Here is a 15824-nt window from a genome sequence, read left to right on the forward strand (position 1 = left end):
TCAGCCTCTCCCCTGAAGAATAAATTATCAGTTGAAAAAGGGGCAGCAATGTTACATATTGATGCAATTACAATAATAAGTCTGTCTTCCATAGCTATTATGTTTTATGCCTTATGGCTGGTACTACACTTCAAGAAGGCAGTTCCCAGAGGTGTTGTGAGGAGTGTCTGGAACTATCTTGTCTTACTGGTTTTATTCTTCAGCCTTGCATATTTAACAACCCCTTTCTTCCGTTTTATACCCGAGGACATCATGCGGTTTGTGGCAGCCTTTATCTTCTTCTTCGGGGCCATCTATGTGGTCATAACAGTAAGATTGACTTACAGGATAATCAAGGGGTTATCTGAAGAAGGATTGGAATCTGATGCTTCAAAGATAAAAAAGATGTCTAAAGATATCTCACATATACTATATCGGATACCCAATCTAACAGAGAAAGGGAAGCAGGAGATCATATCCCATCAGGCAGGTGTAAAGCTTGAATATAGATGGATACTGGTTTTAATTGATGGCAAATCAACGATAAAAGAAATCCTTGATAAAGCAAGAGGTGTTGATAATACCCCTGCCATCCTGATTGACCTGATTAATGAAGAATATGTAGAGATTACACAAACATACGATCTTATAGGAGAGTTCGTAAAAATTGCGTCAAATGTCCTCGGAAAGGATTCTAAGATAATAATCAGAAAGTTAAATGAATGTAGTTATAAGCATGATTCAATTTTGAAAACTATCTTAGAGGTGAAAAAAAATGTACATGCTGTTATCGGAGAAGACAAGGCAAATATGGTAGAAATAGAGATGAAAAAAGCAGCCAGTAGGGTCACATGGCTCTGACAGGTGCGATACTTTTGCATCACTATTATGACAGGAAGAATCTATTGATATATCAGCTTAGGTCTTTTAAAGATAAGATTTCGGAAAGATTCAGTGCAGGGGCCCTGAGGACAGCACCTTCTCAATCTCTGTCTTTATAACAGAATAAGGGATACCGCCGTGAATCTTAGGCACGCCGTTTATAAGCACAACAGGAGTGTTTATGGCTCCGTGCCTTAAGAGTTCTCTTATCTCGGGGAAATCGCTCTCATCATCCATAAACAGGTCTACATATTCCACAGATACCACATAAGGATACGAAAAGCTCATCTCCTTCTGCAATTCTTCAGCAAGGACTTTATTTGTTGAATAGTTATCAAATCTCTCATTGGAGGCGATAATGTCTTCCATCGGGTTGTCAAGTATCTGTATGTGCACTCTCTGCAGCATATGATTTACCTCCAGCATTTTATTTACGCCTTAACCAGCATGTTGTCTATCAACCTTGTGCCGCCAACTTTAACCGAGACTGCAAGCAAAGCCTCTTTCCCTGCATTTTCAACTTCATCCAGTGTTTCAGGGTCATACATTGATGCATACTGAATCTCTTTCACCAGAGGCTCTGCCGAAAGCTTTTCTTTCATGAACCCCTGTATCTTCTCTTTATTAATTATACCAGATTTTATCATTTCACTGGTCTGGATGAGGCATCTGTATATAACACCGGCAGCTTTCCGCTCTTCTTCATTCAGATACAGATTCCTTGAACTCATCGCAAGGCCGTCGTGCTCTCTGATTGTCGGGGAGACAATTACGTCTACAGGCATATCAAGGTCTTTAGCCATCTTTCTAATAACAGCAGCCTGCTGAAAATCCTTCTGTCCGAAATATGCCCTTGTCGAAGATACTATATTGAAGAGCTTTGCGACTATAGTGGCGACCCCGCTGAAATGACCGGGCCTGAACGCACCGCAGAGCTTTTCAGAAATATCTCCTACCTCTATGTGTGTCATAAACCCTGAGGGATAAATCTGAGAAGCATCGGGCATGAAAAGCACGTCTGCCTCTGCCTTGCGGAGCTTTGCGATATCTCCGTCTGTATCACGGGGATATCGCTGAAAATCCTCCGAAGGGCCGAACTGAAGAGGATTAATAAATATGCTTACAACAGTGATGTCATTTTCGTCTTTGGACCTTTTTATAAGGCTGAGATGTCCCTCGTGCAGCGCTCCCATCGTAGGCACAAAACCTATGCGCCTGCCGTGAAGCAGATGCCCCTTTGATGTGTCATGCATTATGCGCGGGATTCGAATTATTTCCACTTTATCCCTCTATTTCATCGATAAGGGCGTCAAGAAGATATTCTTCCTTCACCTGCTTTATTATCTTTCCCTTTTTAAATAGTATGCCCCTCTTTTTTCCGCCTGCTATTCCGAAATCAGCCTCTCTTGCCTCTCCGGGGCCGTTGACAATACAGCCCATAACAGCAACGGTAACAGGAGTTTCAATATTCCTGAGTTTTGCCTCAACCTTTTTTGCAAGCCCTATGAGGTCAATATTGCACCTGCCGCATGTGGGGCATGAGATTATCTCAGCGCTCTTCTCTCTTATGCCGAGAGTTCTCAGTATGCCGTATGCTACCCTGACCTCTTCAGCGGGGGCTGCCGTAAGAGAAACCCTGACAGTGTCTCCTATTCCTTCTGAAAGCAATATGCCGATACCCACAGAACTTTTTATTATTCCTGTAGCAGGCGGCCCTGCCTCTGATATTCCGACATGAAGCGGATAATTATATTTTTTTGAGAACAGCCTGTATGCCTCTATTGTCATTGGAACATTTGATGCCTTAAGAGAGACTTTAATATCTTTAAAGTTCAGGTCTTCCAGAATCCTTATATGCCCAACTGCGCTTTCAACCAGCGCCTCTGGTTTCGGATGCCCGTATTTCTGCAAGAGTTCTTTTTCAAGCGAGCCTGCGTTAACTCCAATTCTTATCGGAAGTTTTTTATCCTTTGCTGCCGAGACAACTTCTTTAACCTTCCACTTTGCGCCTATATTGCCAGGGTTAATCCTCAAACCGTCAACTCCCTGCTTTATTGCCTCAACCGCAAGCCTCCAGTCAAAATGAATATCTGCTATCATCGGGATGCTGGCAGATTTTTTTATTCTGCCGAGCGCCTTTGCCGCATCCATGTCAGGCACTGCAACCCTTATGATTTCGCATCCTGCCTTTTCAAGCGCTTTGATTTGTTTTGCGGTTGCCCTTACATCCCTCGTGTCTGTCTTTGTCATGGACTGGACACTGACAGGATTTCCGCCTCCGACAGGCACCTTGCCTACATGGATTGTCCTTGTCTTTTTACGAATCCCCATTCTTATTCCCGTTTCCTTTATTTTTCTCTTTATTGTCCATCTGCTTCTGCATCTCTTTTTCTTTCTGCCTTTTCTCCCTGTATGCCGTCACTGCCTTGAAATGCTCTTCCTCTGTAACAGAAAACTGATGAGTCCCGTCATTATTTGATACGAAATAAATATAAGGGACATCAGCAGGATAAAGCGCTGCTGTAATTGATTTGATGCCGGGAGATGCGATAGGCCCCGGCGGAAGCCCTTTGATTATATATGTATTATAAGGTGTTTTTCTCTTCAGGTCACTCATGATTATTCTTTCGCCTGACCTCTTTATGCCATAAACAGCAGTAGGATCTGCCTGAAGCTGCATTCTCTTTTTGAGCCTGTTATGGTAAACAGCAGAGATTAACGGCCTCTCACTGTTTATTACCGCTTCTTTTTCTATTATGGATGCAAGCGTAAGAACCTCCCTTTCAGAAAATCCAAGTTCTGCAGCCCTTGTCCTTAATTTCTCGGAATATTTTTCCCGCAGGCTGTTTATCATCATGCCGAGAGCGTTTTCAGGCTCTATGCCCTTGGGCAGCTTGTATGTGTCAGGAAAAATATAGCCTTCAATAGACGGCGCATCAATATTGTATGCCCGCAGGAAACTTTTGCTTGTTGAAAGCTCTTCAAAGCCTTCCCTGTCAACAATATTTGTCCCGGCGAGCTTTTCGCCTATTTCAAGAAGCGAATCGCCTTCGACTATAGTTATGTCATACTCTATAATCTGTCCGTTCTTTAAAAGCATTAAGACAGACAGCGGATTCATTGCGCCTGTGATTGAGTAGTAGCCCGCCCGTATCTTCCTGTGCAAACCTGTAAGCCTGCCGGCGAAGATAAAAAGGTTCTTGTCCCTTATTAAATTTTCTTTTGCAAGGATTTCAACTGCCTGTCTGAAGGTAGCGCCTTTAGGTATCAGCACTTCTTTTGTTTTTGTGCCCTCAGGAAGCGGCACTATGAATTCCACTGCCGCATATGCAGCATACATGAAAACAAGGCAGAAAATTATAACTATGATATTTCTTCTCATTTTTTTAGCATGCCAGAATCAGTATCAAGAGTCAATGAGGGACGTTCGAAGAGAGCTTTGCGGAGCGAGTCGCGGGAGAGGATGGGGATGAACTTTTAGGCTTTGGTCGTCATATGAGCACTGTGTTTTGAAGCTTTTGCAGTTAAGCAGTCCGGTTTTTGGGAAGCTCTTTTGTACCATTCTGTATTCTTTTCATTACGTCCGACCTCCTTGAAACCTTCTGCCTCTATATGCTCTATTATCTCTTTCAGTTTCCTTTTAGCCATTTTAAATACCTCTACAAGATTATATCATATTGAATAATACTGCGACTTAAGGTTTTAAGAAGGAGGGGAGAGGATGGGGAGGCACATCTGAAAATTAATCTCGTTATTTTCCGATGAGTTAAGTATTGGAGGTTGGAGAATTCGCTTGACGTAACTTGCAAATTTCCCCTAAAATCATCAAAAGACGCATGCGGTATAAAAATAATGTTGAGCCGTAATTCATTCAAATAAATTTAACTTCATATAAGTCGGGAACAAGTCCTTTGCATTGTCCATTAAACACAAGAGGGGCGTGCTGTGCACGCCCCTCTTGTGTTTGTCATTTGCTAAAAGCTGTTAGCTGATAGCCGACAGCGATTCTTCTTAATACATTCCGCCCATTCCTCCGCCTGGAGGCATTGCAGGCATCTCAGGCTTTTCTTCAGGAACATCTGTAACCATTACAGCGGTTGTCAGCAACAGCGCTGCAACCGATGCTGCATTCTGAAGCGCAGTTCTCGTCACCTTTGTAGGGTCAATGATTCCTGCCTTTATCATATCAACATATTCTTCCTTGTCAGCGTCAAATCCGTAATTTGCTTCTTTTGAGTTCTTAACCTTCTCAACAACCACAGAGCCTTCAATTCCTGCATTGTTGACTATCTGCCTTATCGGCTCTTCAAGCGCCCTTCTGACTATATCAACGCCTATCTGCTGATCCACGTCAAGCTTCAGATTCTTCAGCGCGTGGAGTGTCCTTAGAAGCGCAACGCCTCCTCCGGGGACAATTCCCTCTTCAACAGCCGCCCTTGTTGCGTGGAGCGCATCTTCAACCCTTGCCTTCTTCTCTTTCATCTCTGTCTCTGTTGCTGCTCCGACATTAATGACTGCCACTCCGCCGACGATCTTTGCAAGACGCTCCTGAAGTTTTTCTTTGTCGTAATCGGATGTCGTCTCCTCTATCTGCGCCTTAATCTGCTTAATTCTGCCTTCAATCTTTTTGTGGTCTCCGGCGCCTTCAACTATTGTTGTGTTTTCTTTATCAACTGTTACCTTCTTGGCCCTTCCGAGGTCTGATATCTTTATGCTCTCAAGCTTTATTCCGAGGTCTTCGGATATCATTGTTCCGCCTGTGAGGGTTGCAATGTCTTCAAGCATTGCCTTTCTTCTGTCGCCAAAGCCCGGAGCCTTTACAGCGCAAACCTGAATTGTTCCGCGGAGCTTGTTGACAACGAGCGTTGCGAGGGCTTCACCCTCAACCTCTTCTGATAAAATTAACAGAGGCTTGCCCATCTTTGCGGTCTGTTCAAGTATAGGAAGAAGGTCTTTCATGCTTGAAATCTTCTTCTCATTGATGAGGATGAATACGTCTTCGAGGTTGCATTCCATCCTCTCAGGGTCTGTTATGAAATAGGGTGAGATGTACCCTCTGTCAAACTGCATGCCTTCAACAACCTCAAGTGTCGTTTCCATGCTTTTTGCTTCTTCAACTGTGATTACGCCGTCCTTGCCGACCTTATCCATTGCCTCTGCAATCAGCTCTCCGATTGAAGGGTCATTGTTTGCAGAGATGGTGCCTACCTGTGCAATCTCTTTTTTGTCCTGAACAGGCTTGCTGAGTTTTTTCAGTTCGCTTATGACGACCTCTACTGATTTTTCAATCCCCCTTTTTATGTCCATGGGGTTAGCGCCTGCAACTACATGCTTCATGCCCTCCCTGTAAATAGCATGGGCCAGAACAGTTGCTGTTGTTGTGCCGTCGCCTGCAACGTCAGACGTCTTTGATGCGACCTCTCTGACAAGCTGGGCTCCCATGTTCTGCCACGGGTCTTTCAACTCTATTTCTTTTGCAACTGTAACGCCGTCTTTTGTTATTGTCGGCGCACCGTATTTTTTATCAAGTATTGCGTTCCGTCCTTTAGGCCCCAGCGTTGCTTTTACCGCATCTGTAAGCTGGCTTATGCCTTTCAGTATTGAACTCCTTGCTGCTTCGTCAAAAAGAAGCTGTTTAGCCATTTTGTTGCTCCTCCTTCTATTTTTAAAAAGTTTTTTAGCCTTCTACGATTCCCAGAATATCTTCTTCTTTTATGATGAGATATTCTTCGTTTTCCATCTTAATCTTTGAGCCGGAATACTTATCAAAAAGTATTGTGTCTCCTACCTTAACCTCCATAGGCTGGCGTTTGCCGTCCTCGGTTATCCTGCCTGTGCCTACTGCCATTACTGAGCCTTTCTGTGGTTTTTCCTTGGCTGCGTCCGGAATGTAAAGGCCGCCTGCTGTCTTTTCCTCTTCCGAGGAATACTTAACAAATACTCTGTCTCTAAGTGGTTTGAACTTCATAAAACATATCTCCTTTCTTAAGGTTTAACTGATAGTTGACAGCTAATAGCTGTCTTTGGACTTGTTAGCACTCGCTAACAGAGAGTGCTAATATAATAGCTAACCGGCATTTAAGGCAAGGGCTTTCAAGGGGGATTTAAGGCTTGAAATCTCGTTTAATCGGATTTTTTCTCGTATTTTCCGTCTTTTTCAGATTTTTATGGATTTTTTCTTGTTTTCTATGAAATTTTCTATTGCCTCACGGAAGAAATCTCCTTTATTTTTAACTTCCTGAGACACACGGCCATTGTAGAGTTTTGCCCCTTCTTTTATATCAGAGGCGAATTCTGCGTAGAAGGTGTTTTTCTTTATTGTTTCTTCCATCTTTGTTGAACTGTAAAGGTAAATATCCGCAATGATTGTTCTTGCCAACCGCTTTGCCTTTTCCACTGCGTCATCCGCTTCTGTTTTTATCTCTTTTTTTATTTCCGGCTTTATTCCCGGCCTTGAAGGCATTGCCGCCTGAGGCGGATGCGCCTCTATTTTGGGGGGCGCTGCGGCAAATGGTTGTGGTATTTCCGGAGAGGGTTGCGATTTTTTCGGAACTGGCTCTTTTGGCCTTTCTGTAACTTCTTCTCTTTTTTCTTTTATCCCCTGCAGCGCTTCAATCTTTTCCATAAGGAAATCTTCTATATGATGCTCTTCTATATAGTCATCAGCTCCATGCAGGGAATTGGGCTCTCTCCTGTATCTGGTCTTGTCGTAGATTGAACAAATCAGGATGATTTTTATATCTTTTGTCTCAGGCCGTTCCTTCAGCCTTTTGCACAGCTCAAAGCCGTATATCTTGGGAAGCGCAACATCCAGAAGAGCCAGGAACGGAAGTTCCTTCATAGTTTTTATCATCGTGTCTATCCCGTCGTTTGATGTAATGACCGTGTACCCCTTCTTTGTAAGGAAATCGCTCATCTTCTCAACAATTGCAGGGTCTTCATGCGCAACAATTACCTTTCCTTCAAGAAGTTTTATCTGGACAGCAGGTTTTTTTACGAGGAGAACCGCGCTGCATTTCGGACATTTAAACCTAATGCCTTCAGGTGTTAGTTTTTCATCCGCGATTTTAAGCTTTATCTTGCACTTGGGACAACTTACGACCACTCTCTGAACCTCCTTTTAGGCAGCCATATCTTAATCGTTAAAAGGCCCGTAAGGAATCCGCCGATATGGGCGAACCAGGCAACGCCGCCCTGAGGCAAAAGCCCCTGACTGAGGATTCCATTGACAAGCTGTATAATAGCCCAAAATCCAATAACTATCAAGGCAGGAATTTTCACAATCTGAATAAAGAATCCGAAAAATATCAGGGTATGCACCCTCGCATGAGGAAATAAAAGTATATAGGCGCCGAGGACACCAGCAACTGCGCCGCTTGCGCCTATCATTGGCACAGTTGAAGAAGGCGATGATATAGCGTGGGCATATGAGGCTATAATCCCGCTTACAAGATAAAAGAGAGGAAACCTGAAGTGCCCAAGCCTGTCTTCAATATTATTGCCGAATATCCAGAGGTAAAGCATGTTGCCGCCAATGTGCAGCAGGCCTCCGTGAAGAAACATGGATGAAAAAACAGTAGCCATCGGATGCAGCGCCTGCGTCTTTTCAAAAGACAGCAGTCCTGAAGGAATCGCGCCGTAGTTATAAATGATATATCTTTCGCCGGCAGGTGAGAGGATTTCCCATAAATAGGCAAGAATGTTAATTGTGATTATCCCTATTGTAACGAACGGGAATGTTTGTGTTGGATTGTCATCTTTATATGGAAACATTTTTTCTTCTCATCCTGCGTGATATTAATACTACCCCAAGTGATTATTAGCGGTCAAATTGTTTTAACTTATAATTCAAATACGCATTCTGTTATCGGACTGCTATAATAATAACAAAGATTTTAACTGATATCTCCTGTCCTTAAAAGGAGGCTCAGGATTAAATGAATTCAAAAGGGGATAGGCGAAAAAGTCTGTGCCCTTTTTTGTTGTTATCCGATAATCAGGATGTCCGAAATAGTGCGGATATGAATGAGATAAACGCGCAGTGTGGATAAAAATAAAGATTGAAAAACATTATGAATGTCCCATCAAGAAATTAGGAGTACCAGAATATGTTGAAATTCCGTTGTAAGAGATGTAAAAAAATTATTCCATTAGAAAAAGTTTCTTTCAAGGGGGAATCTAAAGAAACTTTTTCTAATATTAATGATGAACATCGTGAAGCTTTGGCTGCCGCAATAGAGAAAATTGTTAATCAAATGAAATGTCCTCTTTGTCAGTCAACGGTTTATGTAATCATAAACGATGATGAAATAGATGTTACAAGTGAACCAATTATTCAGGCAATCAAAAGACTCGTTGACCTACACAAAAAATATAAGACAGAAAATATTACTACAAATTCATTTCTAGGGTATTCAGAAGAAGCTGAAGGTTTAGCCTATGAAATAATTGAGAGACTTATATGGGAACATGGGAAATTACTATATTTTGAAGATACTGCTTTAATTAGCGATGCAAAAAATGCCGTGAAAGATCTCTGGGATTCTCTGCCTTCTAATGAATTATGGGAAGAAATAGCTTCGGGAGGTTACAAAGGGATACTTGTTAACATAATTAGCGACTATATTGACAGGGCAAAATTTCTTAACCCTGTCTTCATTTCTATTGAACCAACAAATCAGATTAAAAAATATTTTCGTGAGGCTATGGGTGCATGGCTTTTTGGTCTAAATACCGCTGCGCTGATTTTATGTTGCTCAATTATTGAAGAAATGCTGGAAACTATATATCCAAAGTTAACTAAAGCTGAAAAAGAGAAAAAAGGCAAGCTGGAAGCATTAATCGATAAGGCGAATGGCAAAATATTCGATAAAACTGAAGCTGAAACAGCACACATTATTAGATTACTCAGAAATGACGCTGTTCATGAACTCAAACGACCCTCAAAAGAGGATACTTATGAAGCAATTTTAAATACGGTCTCACTGATTGAAAAAATATTAAGAGAGAAAAAGCACAGTAATGGGACGGTCATAATATAAAATGCCCACAACAGCGTTTAACAACCGGGGTTACGACGACGCTTCATTATCCGTATTTGGCGTTGGGGTCGCTCCATGTGCCTGCTCTATCATTGAGATTAGGATTGGCCTTAGCAGGCACACGGCGCAAACCCACAACATTATGTGAAATCTCTGGCAACAGAGAAGGAAAGAGAATGTAAACAATGGAATCAAGCAACACATCAATTGAAACAAAGTATAAAGGTGTTGGTGGATGGCTCCTTTTATTCTGTATTGGACTTACAATTCTAATGCCTTTAGGAACTGCTTTTAACCTCATCTCTGGATACGATAAGATAACTGAAAGATCTAAGCAAAGCCTTGAAGAATCTATCACACAAGAAATGTCTGATAGAATGGTAGAACTTGATGAAATCTTTCGTGAATTCGAAAATCAAATGTATCAGGGGCTTTTAATTATTTTTATTATAGATTCTGTATTAAGTATTGCATTGATAGGTTTTAGTATTTACGCAGGTATTGCTCTTTGGAAAATACGCCCCAATGCTGTAAAAATTGCAAAAAAATACTTGCTCACCTTACTTGGATATTCAATTCTTGCAGCTTTTCTACCTTTTATGACTGGCTTACCGTCCGAGGTCAATCAAGCTATTATCGGAGAAATGGCCAAAGGTATATTTAGGTCAATTATTTATGTTGCTGTATGGTATTCATATTTAAATAAATCTAAGAGGGTAAAGGCAACATATGGGGATGGGTTCACTCCCGAAAAACAGACTCTGCATATCCCGAACCCACCCTTTAAGAATCGGCAGGAATATGAGACTTGGAAAGCTGCGAAACTTAAGAAATCTGAAAAGGTCTCACAAGAACCTCCTGCAAAGCAGCCTGAATTTTCTTTAGAAATATCTTGCCCTCATTGTCAAGAAAAGATTTCTAAAGATAGCATCAAATGTAAGTATTGTGCCGAGGATGTGCTGAATTATCAAAAAGCAGAAACAGATAAAATAGCAATTGCACTCAATCAAGGCAATAAAGCTGAACAACCCATAATATCATCCAATGCTTCCGCTGGAGAAAAAATAGACTCTCTGCTTGATTTAAGCCAGCCTATAAATGATACTAAAGCTGATTTAAAAAATAAATTAGGCAGACTTGACGAGATATTTAAAGAAGGGATTATATCTGAGCAGGAATATAAGACGAAAAAGGAGAAGTTGCTTGAGGCGTTCTTAAGCAATTGAATATATGAAAACGTGTGTTTATTGTGGAGAAAATATTTTAAACGAGGCGATAAAATGTAGGTACTGCAAGCAATGGCTTCCAGAAAAACAGCCGACAAGAAGGGCTCATTTTAAGTCAAGGGAAGAATATACAGAATGGTTAAACACGCGCACCTCCTCAGCCTCAGGGCAATCGGGTATCAAAATAAACATTCCCGTCATTTTGGAAGACCTGATACTGCTCAAGTTTTCTAATCTTTTCCCAATCAAGTCATGGTTTGCATCAGAACTGTGGCAGATGAAATGGATGAAGTTTTTCTTATTATTAGCATTATTTCCGCTTATCATGTTTTATTTTGCTTCTTCGTCTAAATTGACCTTTCAAGCTGTAGCTTTTTCTTTTGGTATCTATTTTGCTTTCATATGGGGAGTTGTCATTTATATCTTTTTGAAGCCAGCTAACATAACAGCACGAGGCGTTATGAAAATCGGGCTATTTACGGGTACGGTCGGGATATTCATTGTGCTTATACTGCAAGTCCTACCTTTTGTAAGATTTTTTTATCAAGAAGCTGAAACAAAAAATATATTCGAAAAATTAATCATGTTTTCAGGTGTAGGACTAATTGAAGAAACAGTTAAGGCGCTCCCGCTGCTTTGGCTATATATTGCTCGAAGAAAATTTGACTCGCTCATGACAGTGACTTTCTTGGGATGTGTTTCAGGGTTGGCATTTGCAGTGGCTGAAGGCGTTTCATATTCAATTTTTTACGCTATCGGCCATAAACGTCATTTGTTCGGTTACGGTGAATATCTTATTATTAATTTTACTCGATTAATCACTCTTCCTTTGCTTCATGCATTATGGTCTGGAATTGTTGCCTATTTTATCGGATTGGGGATTTTTAATGATAGATTTATTAAAGGGCTGATTGTCGCTGGAATTGGGTTAAGTGCTCTCTTGCATTGCTTGTATAATACGTTCTCTCAGTCCTTGATTGGCTTAATAGTTGCAATCACAACAATCATGATTTTTATTTCTTATGTGAGAAATGTGGACGTTATACAACTAAACATCCAAAAGATGATAAAGGAAGGGGCGAGGGACACAGAGCCTGTCTAAAAACCTAATTTAATAAGGGTGCGAGAAAATTAAAAATTAGGGACAGCGACCGTTAAAATTAAAAAATAGGGGAATCTCCGTTTTCCTCTTGACTTAACTTATCATGGATGTCCCTATTTTGTGCACTATTTTGTATTACGTTGAATTCATGACCCCCCAAAATCTCTATTTTTATCAAGTTAAATAATTTGCATGCTAAGACATATAAATTTTCGAGCCAATGTCTGCCTTATTTATCCTTCTTACCCTTAATTTTTACCAAACCCTTCTCTCCTACTTCCCCTTCAATTGAATATTGGATTTTATGAAATAACCCTATAACCCATAAATTTGTTATGAGATGCTTTGTTATGGCTGAGGTGGTGAAAGATGATTCTTCGTTGCACATAGACAGGTATAATATTATCTGGTCAGCCATATGATAATCTAAAGCAGCGCCTGTAGTATAATATTTGACAAATTCCTCTGCTGCTTCCTCTCCTACAACCTCAGCTTTTTTGCCTCTTGCGCCAAGCGCAGTAAAACCCGCAATTGAATGTTGTGCTCTGGATTCAAGATAGACAAATGTCCCCTGCCCCATAGAAGGGACCTCCAGTAATTCAATAAGCGGAGAAACCTTAATATCTTTAATCTCGTAGTTTATTCTTTTTACAAGTGCATCCTTTTGTCTCTCTGCTATGGACAATGGGAGATTCCCGACTGCTGAATATCCTGTTAATCTTAAAATGCTGCCTCTTTCTATAATTCTCAGAGGTTTGATATTTTTTGGAGGAAATATATCTGCCCTGACTATTCCACCGCCCTTTGGGTAAAATCCGTAAGACTCTATAGCAATCTGAACCCTTATCCCCAGTTGTTCCAGAAAGTGAATAAAGATTCCAGAAAGATAATGAAATGAGGGACTGAAAGGGACATGTGTACCGCCTTTAAGCGTTAAAATAGTTTTCTGCTGTGAGAAAGCAAGCGCGGGAATAAGCGTTTGAAAAACAAGTGACGTGGAGCCGGCAGTGCCGATGTCAAAAGAAAAATATCCGCCTTTAACTTCTTTCGGGGAAAATAAAAGCTCTGTTGAACCTGCGTGGTCGCCCTTTACTTCAGCGCCAGAAATAAGTTGAGCAGCTCTTACACAGGTGAGATGCTGCGGCATGAGCCCTGGTTTTTTCCGCCCTTTTCTGATGTTGAATATTCTGAAAGGCTTTCTAAACAGACACGAAAGGCTCAGGGCACTTCTAACTATCTGCCCTCCCCCTTCTCCGTAACTGCCGTCTATTTCTATCATTCCTTAATCCTATATTCTGCCTTTCTAACAATAGCTTGTAAATTCATTATCCATTATAGCCAATTTCCTTTTTTGATGATACAATTCGATGCATTGAAATGCCTTACGAATCATGCTAAAATTCCACCAAGATGAGTAATCAGCACGAATATCATTTCTGATAGAGGAATAAGATGAAACTGCAAATCACTGCCCGTAATCTTGAACTCAGCGAGACAATCAAAGAAGATATACGTATGAAAACGGAAAAGCTGGGTACCTATTACGACCATATCATGCGCTGTAGAGTTGTGGTAGAGTCACCACACCGCCATCACCAGGAAGGGGTGTTATACAATGTGCGCATTGAGATAAGGGTGCCAGATGCAGAATTAGTAGTAAAACAGCAACCTGATAAAGACCTGGATGTGGCAATAAGAGATGCTTTTGATTCAGCCCGCCGCCAGTTAGAAGATTTCGTAAGACAACGGCGCCGCGATATAAAACATCATGAGGAAACTCCGCATGGGGAGATAACTGCATTGTTCACAGATAAAGGCTATGGCTTTTTGACAACGCCTGATGGCCGGGAAATTTATTTTCATGAACATAGCCTGATAAATTATAAATTAAAACACTTAAAGGTTGGAACAAAGGTGCGTTTTGTCGAAGAACAGGGGGAAAAGGGACCGCAAGCCAGTACCGTGACTGTAATAGATTAAACCGCTTCATGCTTTATAAAAATTTAGTATAAAAATTAGGGACAGCGATCGTTTAAACAGGAAACTGCCCGCATCGGCAGATGACAAGTTCAGAGGGGGCAAGGTTCTTGAGAGCCTTGCCCCTTTTTATTTTTCCCTGACATATAACTTGCAGGCATGGTAAAATTAAGTAACCGGAAGGAGGTGCTTTATGGATACAATCAAAGAAGCCGCAATTGAAACTATAAAACGCTTGCCTAATGAATGTTCTATTGAGGACATAATGTATGAAATAAATTTTATCGCTCAAGTCCTTGACGGCCTTAAAGACGCTAATGAGGGGAAACTACTAACAACAGAGGAACTTCTCGGAAGAGTTGAACAGTGGGCAAGATAAAATGGACAGAGAAAGCAAGCAGTCATTTACAGGCAATTCACGATTATATCGCTAAAGATTCCAAAGCATACGCAACTCGTTTCGTAAAGTCCCTTATCAAAGCAACCGAAAAACTTGAAATAATGCCAGAGTGTGGACGTATCGTGCCGGAGCTTGAAGGTTACGGTTTTAGAGAAGTTATTTACAGAAATTATCGGATTGTTTACAGGCGCACCCATAATGACATCGTTGAAATACTTGCTGTTGTACATGGCGCTCGTGAAATCAAGAGAGCGCTTTACGAGGAATGGGAGCTAAGGTAAAAAGCAATTCGGGTCAAACCTGCAAAACATTTTTTTATAAATAAGCTGCTCGCAATAGGCAGATAACATGCTAAAATAACAAAAAGAGCAGGAGGAGGTGATTATATGGCGTCAATTAAAGAATCAGTAATCTCAATAGTAAAGGATATGCCGGAAAATTCGACCTTAGAAGATATAATGGAGTCTCTTTATGTAAAGCAGAAAATATTGAAAGGTAAAAAACAATTAGAAACGGGACAGTTTTATACGCATGAAGAGGCAAAGGGAATCATGAAAGAATGGCTAAAATAAAGTGGTCTAAAGATTCACTTGAAGACTTAAAAGAAATCTGTAGGTTCATAGCGTTAGACTCACCATATTACGCTAACATGCTGAATGACAGAATTTTTGAGATGGTTGAACATCTGGAATTATTTCCAGAGATGGGTAGACATGTTCCAGAATCCGATGACCCTACAGTTAGAGAATTGCTTTATAAAAACTACAGAATTATATACCAGATTAAAGAAGGGCATTTAGAAATTATCACAGTCATTCATGGCAGCAGATTGTTAAAGTTAAAATCTTCGGATAACTGAACAGGGAGTAAAAACGGACAAACCTGCAAAAAACACTTCTAAAATCATGAAAATACTGTCCGCAGCGGTATGCGACAGAGGGCGTAAACCGGATATTTCTCATATAGCAGCAAGCCTCAATGTGCTATAATATTTCTCTGAAATGGGAAAAAATCCTGAAAAAACATCTGTTACAATGGACGATATAAAACCTCTCTGTCCGGTTTGCGGGAGAGAGCTTGATAAGGCTAAGGCTGCTGATCGTAGCGGATGGAATTGCAAATGCGGCGAGTTTATTCCCGAGAGGCTTATTATAAACCCTTTTGAAGGCTGCACCCACGGACTAAATTGCAACTGCGGAAGAGAAAGAAGGAAATGA

20 protein-coding genes are annotated in these 15824 nt (G+C 41.0%); 10 read left to right on the forward strand and 10 right to left on the reverse strand.

Annotated features, from left to right (window positions below):
* Positions 1-48: 48 nt before the first annotated feature.
* Entirely contained in the window at positions 49-840 is a 792-nt protein-coding gene (locus HY035_04190; GenBank protein ID MBI3377588.1) for a hypothetical protein, read from the forward strand.
* 90 nt (positions 841-930) lie between these two features.
* On the opposite strand, the gene HY035_04195 is transcribed toward HY035_04190, so the two are convergent.
* The 9 genes from HY035_04195 to HY035_04235 all read right to left on the reverse strand — a co-directional run bounded on the left by HY035_04195 (position 931) and on the right by HY035_04235 (position 8634).
* Positions 931-1269, reverse strand: a complete 339-nt coding sequence (locus HY035_04195; protein MBI3377589.1) for a hypothetical protein — start codon at positions 1267-1269, stop codon at positions 931-933.
* A 23-nt stretch (positions 1270-1292) separates the two neighbouring features.
* Positions 1293-2141 carry a pantoate--beta-alanine ligase gene (locus tag HY035_04200; GenBank protein MBI3377590.1) on the reverse strand — a complete coding sequence of 283 codons (849 nt, stop codon included), beginning with the start codon at positions 2139-2141 and terminating at the stop codon, positions 1293-1295.
* A gap of 1 nt (position 2142) precedes the next feature.
* Entirely contained in the window at positions 2143-3186 is a 1044-nt protein-coding gene (gene ispG, locus HY035_04205) for a flavodoxin-dependent (E)-4-hydroxy-3-methylbut-2-enyl-diphosphate synthase (protein ID MBI3377591.1), read from the reverse strand.
* Positions 3179-4243 (reverse strand): endolytic transglycosylase MltG, encoded by a 1065-nt coding sequence (gene mltG, locus HY035_04210; protein ID MBI3377592.1) that lies wholly within the window; start codon positions 4241-4243, stop codon positions 3179-3181. The genes ispG and mltG overlap by 8 nt, the downstream gene beginning before the upstream one ends.
* 95 nt (positions 4244-4338) lie before the next feature.
* The gene (locus HY035_04215; GenBank protein MBI3377593.1) at positions 4339-4509 is read right to left on the reverse strand and encodes a hypothetical protein; all 171 of its coding nucleotides are present in this window, start codon (positions 4507-4509) and stop codon (positions 4339-4341) included.
* A gap of 363 nt (positions 4510-4872) precedes the next feature.
* Complete coding sequence (gene groL / locus HY035_04220) at positions 4873-6504, reverse strand: chaperonin GroEL (protein MBI3377594.1); 1632 nt, start codon at positions 6502-6504, stop codon at positions 4873-4875.
* Positions 6505-6538: 34 nt separating this feature from the next.
* The gene (gene groES / locus HY035_04225) at positions 6539-6829 is read right to left on the reverse strand and encodes a co-chaperone GroES (GenBank protein ID MBI3377595.1); all 291 of its coding nucleotides are present in this window, start codon (positions 6827-6829) and stop codon (positions 6539-6541) included.
* Between the two features lie 189 nt (positions 6830-7018).
* Positions 7019-7966 carry a zinc-ribbon domain-containing protein gene (locus HY035_04230; GenBank protein MBI3377596.1) on the reverse strand — a complete coding sequence of 316 codons (948 nt, stop codon included), beginning with the start codon at positions 7964-7966 and terminating at the stop codon, positions 7019-7021.
* Positions 7957-8634: a rhomboid family intramembrane serine protease gene (locus tag HY035_04235; GenBank protein ID MBI3377597.1), complete on the reverse strand. Its 678-nt coding sequence runs from the start codon at positions 8632-8634 to the stop codon at positions 7957-7959. The genes HY035_04230 and HY035_04235 overlap by 10 nt, the downstream gene beginning before the upstream one ends.
* Before the next feature lie 335 nt (positions 8635-8969).
* On the opposite strand from HY035_04235, the gene HY035_04240 reads away from it, so the two are divergent.
* The 3 genes from HY035_04240 (at position 8970) to HY035_04250 (ending at position 12230) form a co-directional block, all read left to right on the forward strand.
* Positions 8970-9902 carry a DUF4145 domain-containing protein gene (locus tag HY035_04240; protein ID MBI3377598.1) on the forward strand — a complete coding sequence of 311 codons (933 nt, stop codon included), beginning with the start codon at positions 8970-8972 and terminating at the stop codon, positions 9900-9902.
* Positions 9903-10087: 185 nt separating this feature from the next.
* The gene (locus HY035_04245) at positions 10088-11128 is read left to right on the forward strand and encodes a DUF2569 family protein (GenBank protein MBI3377599.1); all 1041 of its coding nucleotides are present in this window, start codon (positions 10088-10090) and stop codon (positions 11126-11128) included.
* 4 nt (positions 11129-11132) lie between these two features.
* Positions 11133-12230, forward strand: a complete 1098-nt coding sequence (locus HY035_04250) for a PrsW family intramembrane metalloprotease (protein MBI3377600.1) — start codon at positions 11133-11135, stop codon at positions 12228-12230.
* Positions 12231-12459: 229 nt separating this feature from the next.
* On the opposite strand, the gene rtcA is transcribed toward HY035_04250, so the two are convergent.
* Entirely contained in the window at positions 12460-13509 is a 1050-nt protein-coding gene (gene rtcA, locus HY035_04255; GenBank protein ID MBI3377601.1) for an RNA 3'-phosphate cyclase, read from the reverse strand.
* A 173-nt stretch (positions 13510-13682) separates the two neighbouring features.
* Here rtcA and HY035_04260 point away from each other — a divergent pair, with 173 nt between their 5' ends.
* From HY035_04260 to HY035_04285, 6 genes are all read left to right on the forward strand, one after another.
* Entirely contained in the window at positions 13683-14210 is a 528-nt protein-coding gene (locus tag HY035_04260) for an HPF/RaiA family ribosome-associated protein (GenBank protein MBI3377602.1), read from the forward strand.
* Positions 14211-14400: 190 nt separating this feature from the next.
* A complete protein-coding gene (locus tag HY035_04265) occupies positions 14401-14586 on the forward strand; it encodes a hypothetical protein (protein MBI3377603.1) in 186 nt (61 codons plus the stop codon).
* Complete coding sequence (locus HY035_04270; protein MBI3377604.1) at positions 14583-14888, forward strand: type II toxin-antitoxin system RelE/ParE family toxin; 306 nt, start codon at positions 14583-14585, stop codon at positions 14886-14888. Before HY035_04265 ends, HY035_04270 begins: the two co-directional genes overlap by 4 nt.
* 105 nt (positions 14889-14993) lie before the next feature.
* Positions 14994-15179: a hypothetical protein gene (locus tag HY035_04275; protein ID MBI3377605.1), complete on the forward strand. Its 186-nt coding sequence runs from the start codon at positions 14994-14996 to the stop codon at positions 15177-15179.
* Positions 15167-15466: a type II toxin-antitoxin system RelE/ParE family toxin gene (locus HY035_04280; GenBank protein MBI3377606.1), complete on the forward strand. Its 300-nt coding sequence runs from the start codon at positions 15167-15169 to the stop codon at positions 15464-15466. The genes HY035_04275 and HY035_04280 overlap by 13 nt, the downstream gene beginning before the upstream one ends.
* A gap of 142 nt (positions 15467-15608) precedes the next feature.
* On the forward strand, positions 15609-15824 hold the full coding sequence (locus tag HY035_04285; GenBank protein MBI3377607.1) for a hypothetical protein: 216 nt from the start codon (positions 15609-15611) through the stop codon (positions 15822-15824).

The organism is Nitrospirota bacterium, from assembly GCA_016195565.1.
Lineage (GTDB): Bacteria > Nitrospirota > Thermodesulfovibrionia > Thermodesulfovibrionales > UBA1546 > UBA1546.